The sequence below is a fragment of the bacterium genome (assembly GCA_035529855.1).
GTDB lineage: Bacteria > RBG-13-66-14 > B26-G2 > WVWN01 > WVWN01 > WVWN01.
This window is the reverse complement of record DATKVX010000113.1, coordinates 1-7,387: the sequence shown is the minus strand read 5'-3', so window position 1 is coordinate 7,387 and position 7,387 is coordinate 1. Positions and strand designations below refer to the sequence as shown.

Sequence of the window (7,387 nt, the reverse complement as noted above, 5' to 3'; positions counted from 1 at the left end):
GTTCGGCGCGGGCGGCGACGGCGTGCTGGCGGTGCCGTACAAGGAGATAGCAACCGGCCGGTACCGCAACGTCGCGGCGCTGGGCGTCGTCGCCTGTCTGCTCGGCCTCGACGAAGAGCTCGTGGCCGGCGTCGTGGAGGGTTATTTCGGCAAGAAGGGCAAGGCGGTGGCGGAGAACAGGCAAGCCCTGAGTAAGGCGTTCGCCTGGGCCGCGGCCCTGGAGCCGCGGAACCGTAGGCCGCTCGCTGGAGTTGAAACGCCGGCCGAACGGTTGACGTTGAACGGCAACCAGGCCGTCGCGCTGGGGGCCGTATCGGCGGGCGTTAAGTTCTGCGCCTTTTACCCTATGACGCCGTCGACGTCGATACCGCTGACGCTCATCGCCCACGCCGAGGAGATGGGCCTTACGGTGGAGCAGGCCGAGGACGAAATAGCGGCGATTAATATGGCGCTGGGCGCGTCGTACGCCGGCGCGCCCGCCCTCGTCGCGACGTCGGGCGGCGGCTTCGCGCTGATGGTGGAGGGCGTGAGCCTGGCGGGTATGACGGAAACCCCCATCGTTATCGTCGTGGCGCAGCGGCCCGGCCCCGCCACCGGCCTGCCGACGCGCACCGAGCAGGCCGACCTCGAGTTCGTCCTGCGCGCGGGCCACGGCGAGTTCCCGCGGGCCGTCTTCGCGCCGGGCGACGTGGAGGAATGCTTCCACCTCACGCGGAAGGCGCTCGAGCTCGCGCAGAGGTTCCAGGGGCCGACGTTCGTGCTGACGGACCAGTTCCTCGCCGACTCGTACCGCGCCGTCGAGCCGTTCGACGTGGAGGGCTTGCCGCCGGTGGGCTCGTACGCGGCGCCGCCCGAGTTCGCCGAGCCGTACGCGCGCTACGCCGTAACCGATAGCGGCGTTTCGCCGCGGCTGCTGCCCGGGGTGAGCCGTCACCTGGTCGTCGTCGACAGCGACGAACATACCGAGGACGGCCACCTCACCGAGGACCTCGACGCCCGCGTGCGCCAGGTGGAAAAGAGGCGCCGCAAGGAGAGCGGCATCCGCGCCGAAGTCGTGCCGCCGCGGTACGACGGCGACGAGCGACCGGAGCTGTTGTTGGTGTCTTGGGGCTCGAGCAAGGGCGCCGTCGCGGAGGCGGCGGCCAACCTCAGAGCGAACGGGGCGAAGGCCGCGACGCTGCACTTCCCGCAGGTGTGGCCGCTGGTCCCGGGGCAATTCCTGGGCCGCCTGCGCGAGGCGAAGCGCGTAGTCGCCGTCGAGGGCAACGCGTCGGGCCAGTTGGCGCGTCTTATTCGGGCCGAGGCGGGTTTCGAGGTAGGCGAGCGCGTAAGCCGGTACGACGGCCTGCCGCTCACGCCGGAATATATTTTACGCGGGCTCAAAACGTGATATAAAACGGGGTCGGGTAACTTATGGTAAAGCTTGAGGATTACGGAAGGTACGAGACGGCGTGGTGCCCGGGCTGCGGCAACTTTGCCATCGTCGAGGCGGTGAAGAAGGCGTTGGTGGCCTCGGCGCTCGAGCCCCACCAGGTGCTCTTCGTCTCGGGCATAGGCCAGGCGGCGAAGGCGCCGCATTATTTGAACGCCAACGTCTTCAACGGCCTGCACGGCCGCTCGCTGCCCGCGGCCACCGGCGCCCGGCTCGCCAACCCGGACCTCAAAGTAATCGTCCAGAGCGGCGACGGCTGCAACTACGGCGAGGGCGGCAATCACTTCCTGGCGGCTATACGGCGCAACGTAGATATAACGATGCTCGTCCACGACAACCTGGTTTACGGCCTGACGAAGGGCCAGGCCAGCCCCACCTCCGAGGACGGCTTCGTAACCAAGGCCCAACCCCACGGCCCCACCGCGGAGCCGTTCAACCCCGTAGCGGTCGCCGTCGCGATGGGGGCGTCGTTCGTGGCGCGCGGGTTCTCGGGCGAGGTGGACCACCTGGCTGGTTTGGTCAAACAGGCCCTGGCCTGGCGCGGCTTCGCGCTGGTCGACATTCTGCAGCCGTGCGTCTCGTTCAACAGGGTGAACACCTTCGCCTGGTTCAAGAAGAGGTGCTACGAGTTGCCGGAGGACTACGACCCGACCGACTTCGACGCCGCGATGCGGAAGGCGTACGAATGGGGCGAGCGGATTCCGCTGGGCGTCATCTACCGGCGCGAGAAGGGTTCCTTCGAGGCGCGGTTCCCGGCGGTCGCCGCGGGGCCGTTGGCCGGGCAAGATGTCTACCGCGCGGCGCTGGCGAAGGTTTTAAAGAAATACGCGTAGCGGCCGTTAGGCCGGCGCGGCTCGGGCCGAAGGCGAAAGGAAAACGATACTATGGCGGAGATGAACTTAGAGAAGTACAAGATGGAGGACCTGCTCCTCACGGCGATGAAGGCGGAGGTCGGCGCGCGGGACGTATACCGCAAGCTGGCGGCGCGCGTGCACAACGCCATGCTCAAGGACCGGCTCGAGTTCCTGGCCGGCGAGGAGGAGAAGCACCGCGGTTACTTCGAGGCGCAGTTCGGCAAAGATTTCCCCGATAAGAAAATCTGCTTGCCCGCGAAGGGGGTAGTCCCGCTCCCGGAGGTCAAGCTCGAGGGCGAGGACACGCCGCTGAGCCGGGTGCTGGAGGAGGCGATGGACGCCGAGCTCGCGGCCTACGACTTCTACCGCGGCATCGCCGGCCTGTACGCCGACGAGGCGACGCGAAATATGATATTCTACGTCGCGTCGATGGAGATGGGCCACTACCGCCTGCTGGAGATAGAGCGCGAGAACGCGGAGCGGTTCGAGGTCTTCGAGGTCTCGTGGCCCGACATCCACGTTGGGCCATAACGTTTGATTTAAGTCAAAGCGCGGGAGTCAATACCGTGGTATGGTGCGGGCGCCGTCAAACGGCGCGGGTTATCTCGTGAGGGAATAAACCGGAGTCGATAACGCAATAGAAAAGGAAGGGGTATCGTAATGGCCGAGATATTGCAAATCTACAAGTGCGAGGTGTGCGGCAACATCGTCGAGGTGGTGCACGGCGGCGCCGGCGAGCTCGTGTGCTGCGGCGAGCCGATGAAGCTCTACGAGGCGAATACCGTCGACGCGGCGGTCGAGAAGCACGTGCCGGTGAAAGAGAACGCCGAACACGGCATCAAGGTCAAGGTCGGCAGCGCCGCTCACCCGATGACGGAGGAACACCACATCGAGTGGATCGAGGTTATAGCCGGCGACAAAGCCTACCGCGAGTTCCTGAAGCCGGGGGACGCGCCGGAGGCGACGTTCTGCATTGACGCCGGCGACGTCGTCTTGCGGGAATATTGCAACCTGCACGGCCTGTGGAAGGGGTAGCGCGGTCGGCGTTGCCCCGAGCCGCTAAAGCGAGGTGACCGGATTGGTCGACGCGAAGGATAACCTGGCGTTGGATACGGGGACGCTTACCGCGGAACAGGTTAACCTGATATTAACGCATCTCCCGGTGGACCTGACCTTCGTAGACGAGGCGGACGAGGTGCGTTACTACTCCGCGACGAAGGACCGGATTTTCGCCCGCGCGCCCGGCATCATCGGGAAGCGGGTGCAGGAATGCCATCCTTCCCAAAGCGTCCACGTCGTAAACAAGATCCTCGACGAGTTTAAAGCCGGGACCAGGGACGCGGCGGAATTCTGGATCAGACTCGGCGAGCAGTTCGTGTACGTCCGATATTTCGCGCTGCGCGACGGCGACGGTAACTACCGCGGGACGTTGGAGGTGAGCCAGGAGGTGTCCGGCGTCCGCGCGCTGGAGGGCGAACGCCGGCTCCTCGATTGGTGAACGCACCCTCCAATTAGGGATTGATTTCGACGGAGAGGTTGGTGCTTATGTTGAGCGACAAGATCCAAAACGCCCTCAACGGCCAGCACGTGGCGGAGCTTTATTCGGCGTACCTGTACCTGTCGATGGCGGCGTACTTCGACGCCGCGGGCCTGCCCGGCTTCGCCAACTGGATGCGGGTGCAGGCGCAGGAAGAAGTTGCCCACGGCATGAAGTTTTATTACTACGTGAACGAGCGGGACGGCCGCGTCGTACTCGGCCCCATAGACGGCCCCCCCACGGATTGGGACTCGCCGGTCGCGGCCTTCGAGCACGTCCTGGCGCACGAGCGTAAGGTGACGGCGTTGATAAACGGGCTGGTGGAACTCGCCGCGGAAGAGAAGGACCAGGCGACGGTCGACTTCCTGCAGTGGTTCGTAAAGGAACAGCTCGAGGAGGAAGAGTCCGCGGAGGCCGTCTTGCAGAAGGTCGCGGGCGTGGGCGCCGAGTTGGCCGCGGCGGACGGCGAGCTGGGGGCGCGGGTATTCAAGCCCCCCGCGGCTTCGTCCTAAAACGGAATCTGTTCGCCGGCGGAGGTAAACGATGAACGTCGAGGAAGCGCTCAAGACGGCGCTCGAGTTCGAGAACAAGGTCCGGGACGCGTACCGCGAGATGGAGCGGGGCGCCGGAAGCGACGTGGGCCGGAGGGTATTCGACGTGCTCGCGGCCGAAGAACAGCATCACGTGGAATACTTGGAGAGCCGCTTGAGCGAGTGGCGGCGGAAGGGCGTGATTACGGCCGAGGGGTTGGAGACCGCGATACCGCGGCGGGAGGCGATAGAGGAAGGCGTGAAGAAACTCTCGAAGGAGGCCGGCGGCGAGGCGCTCGGCGGCGAGGTCGAGATGCTGCGGCGGGCGCTGCATATGGAAAACGAGGCCGGCGATTTCTACGGGCGAATGGTGAAGGAGCTGCCCGAAGAGGCGCGGCCTCTCTTCGCGCGCTTCGTCGAGATCGAGGACGGCCACAACGCGATCGTCCAGGCCGAGCTCGACTACGCGAGCGGCTCGGGCTTCATGTTCGATTTCCGCGATTTCGAAATTACCTAAGTAAACGCTAAGGCCCAAACGACCGAGGAGTAGACGGCATATGGCCAATACTCAGGAAAACCTTAACGCGGCGTTCGCCGGCGAGAGCGAGGCCAATCGCAAGTACTTAGCATTCGCGGAGAAGGCGGAGAAGGACGGCTTCCCGGAGGTCGCCCGGCTCTTTCGCGCCGGGGCGGAGGCCGAGACGGTTCACGCCATGGCGCACCTCCGTCAGCTGAAAGCGGTGAAATCCACCGCCGAGAACCTGGAGGCGGCGAAGGCCGGCGAGACGTACGAGTACACCGAGATGTACCCGCCGATGGTGAAAGAGGCGGAGGCGGAGGGCAGCCCGGCGGCGCTGACGTTCAAGTACGCGCTGGCCGCGGAGGAACGCCACGCCAACCTGTACGCCCGGGCGCTCGAAGCCGTGAAGGCGGGGCGGGATGTCGAGACCGGCGGCGTTTACGTTTGCCCGGTGTGCGGCAACGTCGTCTTCGGCAAGCCGACGGCGCCGTGCGAGATATGCAACACCGCGGCGGAGAAGTTTTTCGAGATTGAATAGCCCGGGAGGCCGCGGCGCGCCCGTTTGGTGGGCGGAAACGAGGGCTGCGTTTCGCAACGGGGACGCCGCTATATGCCGTGGGTAATCGCGGCCGCCGCGGTCGGCGGTATGTAATATGAGCGACGTCGAGAAGTTCAAAGCGGAGCGTGAGGAACTTAACCGTCTCGTCCTCGAGCGCGCCAGCAAAGAGATGAAGCGGTTCTTCAACGTCGACGCCGGCGTATACCGCGACGGCGCGCTACCGGCCAAGGTGAAGGAGCTGTTGGGGCTGGTGTCGTCGCTCGCGCTGCGCTGCGACGATTGCGTAACGTACCACCTGGGGCGATGCCGCGAGGAGGGCGTGACGGACGAGGAGCTCGCGGAGGCGCTGGCGGTGGGCCTCGTCGTGGGCGGCTCCATAACGATACCCCACCTCCGGCGCGCGTTCCAACGGTGGGAAAAGCTGAAGGGCGAAGAAGGAGACGAGAGAGGAAGGAATCGATGACCGACAAGGCCAAGATCTACGAGGGGCTCCTGCCGAACGTGAAGGCTATTATCGGGGGTTCCGGCTCGCGGGAGAAAAAGCTTCAGCGAATTTGCGACCTGCTCCGCGGGGAAGTGCCCTATTTCGACTGGGTCGGCTTCTACTTGACGGACGCCGAGAACCCGGACGACCTCGTCCTGGGCCCGTTCAACGGCGCGCCCACCGAGCACGTGCGCATCTCCGTGGGCACCGGCATCTGCGGCCGCGCGGCGCATACCCGCCGGATGTTCGTCGTCCAGGACGTCTCGAAGGAGACCAACTACCTGGCGTGCAGCCCCGACGTCAAGGCCGAGATCGTCTTGCCCATCTTGATAGGCAACCGCGTGTGGGGAGAGCTCGACATCGACTCCCACACCCTCGCGCCGTTCTCGAGCGAGGACGGCGAATTCCTCGGCAAAATATGCTCGCTGGTCGCGGACCTGGCGCGCGCCGGCGGCTAGGGCGGAGGAGGGGAAGCGGAGGAGGTAGCATACATGGTTACGGAAATATGCGAGGGCGTGTACTGGGTAGGCGTCGTGGACTGGGCTTTGCGGCACTTCCACGGCTACGAGCTGTCCACGCCGCGCGGCTCGACGTACAATTCCTACCTTATTAAAGACGAGAAGACGGTCCTCGTCGATACGGTGTGGGGGCCGTTCGCCGACGACTTCTTAGCCAACGTCCGCGAGGTCGTCGACCCGGCCGCGATAGATATCGTCGTCGCGAACCACGCCGAGTCGGACCACTCCGGCGGCCTGCCGGCTATTATGCGCCACTGCCCGGAGGCGACCGTCGTCGTCTCCAAGCGCGGCGCCGAGAGCGTCCCGGGCCACTACCACCAGGACTGGAACTTCAAGGTCGTCGGCACGGGCGATAAAATTAATATCGGCCAACACGAGCTGGTGTTCGTCGAGGCGCCCATGCTCCACTGGCCCGACAGCATGTTCACGTACCTCGCCGGCAAAAACCTGTTGATGCCCAACGACGCCTTCGGCCAGCACTACGCCACCGACAAGCGCTTCAACGACGAGGTGGACCAACACGAGCTTTACGAGGAAGCGCTCCGCTACTACGCCAACATCCTCACGCCGTTCAGCGAAATGGTCATAAAGAAAATCGACGAGGTCCTGGCGCTCGGCCTCCCCGTCGATATGATAGCCCCGAGTCACGGCGTCATCTGGCGCGACGACCCGCTGCAGATCGTCGAGAAGTACAAGGAGTGGGCCGCGCAGAAAGGCGAGCAGCGCGCCGTCATCCTGTACGACACGATGTGGCAAGGCACGCGGCTTATGGCCGAGGCCGTCGGCGCCGGCCTGGCCGCCGAGGGCGTCCCCTATAAAATATTCTACGCGCCGGTCGCGGAGCGCAACCAGGTGCTGACGGAGATATTCCGGGCCAAGGCCGTCGTCGTCGGCTCGCCCACCGTCAACCGCGGCTACATCTCGACGCTGGGCACGTACATGGAGGACCTGCG

General features: G+C 65.0%; 11 protein-coding genes. All 11 read left to right on the top strand.

Annotation, left to right across the window (positions count from 1 at the left end; translation table 11 throughout):
- On the top strand, positions 1–1,390 hold a 1,390-nt coding region (locus VMX79_11500; protein HUV87723.1), incomplete at its 5' end, for a 2-oxoacid:acceptor oxidoreductase subunit alpha.
- Between the two features lie 23 nt (positions 1,391–1,413).
- Positions 1,414–2,265, top strand: coding sequence for a 2-oxoacid:ferredoxin oxidoreductase subunit beta (locus VMX79_11495; protein HUV87722.1), 852 nt, complete (start codon positions 1,414–1,416; stop codon positions 2,263–2,265).
- 51 nt (positions 2,266–2,316) lie between these two features.
- Complete coding sequence (locus VMX79_11490) at positions 2,317–2,817, top strand: ferritin family protein (GenBank protein HUV87721.1); 501 nt, start codon at positions 2,317–2,319, stop codon at positions 2,815–2,817.
- Positions 2,818–2,946: 129 nt separating this feature from the next.
- Positions 2,947–3,321, top strand: coding sequence for a desulfoferrodoxin (locus VMX79_11485; GenBank protein HUV87720.1), 375 nt, complete (start codon positions 2,947–2,949; stop codon positions 3,319–3,321).
- 43 nt (positions 3,322–3,364) lie between these two features.
- Complete coding sequence (locus tag VMX79_11480; protein HUV87719.1) at positions 3,365–3,784, top strand: PAS domain-containing protein; 420 nt, start codon at positions 3,365–3,367, stop codon at positions 3,782–3,784.
- 47 nt (positions 3,785–3,831) lie between these two features.
- On the top strand, positions 3,832–4,335 hold the full coding sequence (locus tag VMX79_11475; GenBank protein ID HUV87718.1) for a ferritin: 504 nt from the start codon (positions 3,832–3,834) through the stop codon (positions 4,333–4,335).
- A 31-nt stretch (positions 4,336–4,366) separates the two neighbouring features.
- A complete protein-coding gene (locus VMX79_11470) occupies positions 4,367–4,870 on the top strand; it encodes a ferritin family protein (protein HUV87717.1) in 504 nt (167 codons plus the stop codon).
- Positions 4,871–4,910: 40 nt separating this feature from the next.
- On the top strand, positions 4,911–5,411 hold the full coding sequence (locus VMX79_11465; GenBank protein HUV87716.1) for a rubrerythrin family protein: 501 nt from the start codon (positions 4,911–4,913) through the stop codon (positions 5,409–5,411).
- A gap of 115 nt (positions 5,412–5,526) precedes the next feature.
- On the top strand, positions 5,527–5,895 hold the full coding sequence (locus tag VMX79_11460; protein ID HUV87715.1) for a carboxymuconolactone decarboxylase family protein: 369 nt from the start codon (positions 5,527–5,529) through the stop codon (positions 5,893–5,895).
- Positions 5,892–6,374: a GAF domain-containing protein gene (locus VMX79_11455; GenBank protein HUV87714.1), complete on the top strand. Its 483-nt coding sequence runs from the start codon at positions 5,892–5,894 to the stop codon at positions 6,372–6,374. Before VMX79_11460 ends, VMX79_11455 begins: the two co-directional genes overlap by 4 nt.
- 33 nt (positions 6,375–6,407) lie before the next feature.
- Positions 6,408–7,387: MBL fold metallo-hydrolase (locus VMX79_11450; protein HUV87713.1), on the top strand; the 980-nt coding region annotated here is incomplete at its 3' end.

Excerpts from the sequence above, each read along its gene's own strand:
- VMX79_11495 (HUV87722.1), top strand. The coding sequence starts at position 1,414 with ATGGTAAAGCTTGAGGATTACGGAAGGTACGAGACGGCGTGGTGCCCG.
- VMX79_11490 (HUV87721.1), top strand. The coding sequence starts at position 2,317 with ATGGCGGAGATGAACTTAGAGAAGTACAAGATGGAGGACCTGCTCCTC.
- VMX79_11485 (HUV87720.1), top strand. The coding sequence starts at position 2,947 with ATGGCCGAGATATTGCAAATCTACAAGTGCGAGGTGTGCGGCAACATC.
- VMX79_11475 (HUV87718.1), top strand. The coding sequence starts at position 3,832 with ATGTTGAGCGACAAGATCCAAAACGCCCTCAACGGCCAGCACGTGGCG.
- VMX79_11470 (HUV87717.1), top strand. The coding sequence starts at position 4,367 with ATGAACGTCGAGGAAGCGCTCAAGACGGCGCTCGAGTTCGAGAACAAG.
- VMX79_11465 (HUV87716.1), top strand. The coding sequence starts at position 4,911 with ATGGCCAATACTCAGGAAAACCTTAACGCGGCGTTCGCCGGCGAGAGC.
- VMX79_11460 (HUV87715.1), top strand. The coding sequence starts at position 5,527 with ATGAGCGACGTCGAGAAGTTCAAAGCGGAGCGTGAGGAACTTAACCGT.
- VMX79_11455 (HUV87714.1), top strand. The coding sequence starts at position 5,892 with ATGACCGACAAGGCCAAGATCTACGAGGGGCTCCTGCCGAACGTGAAG.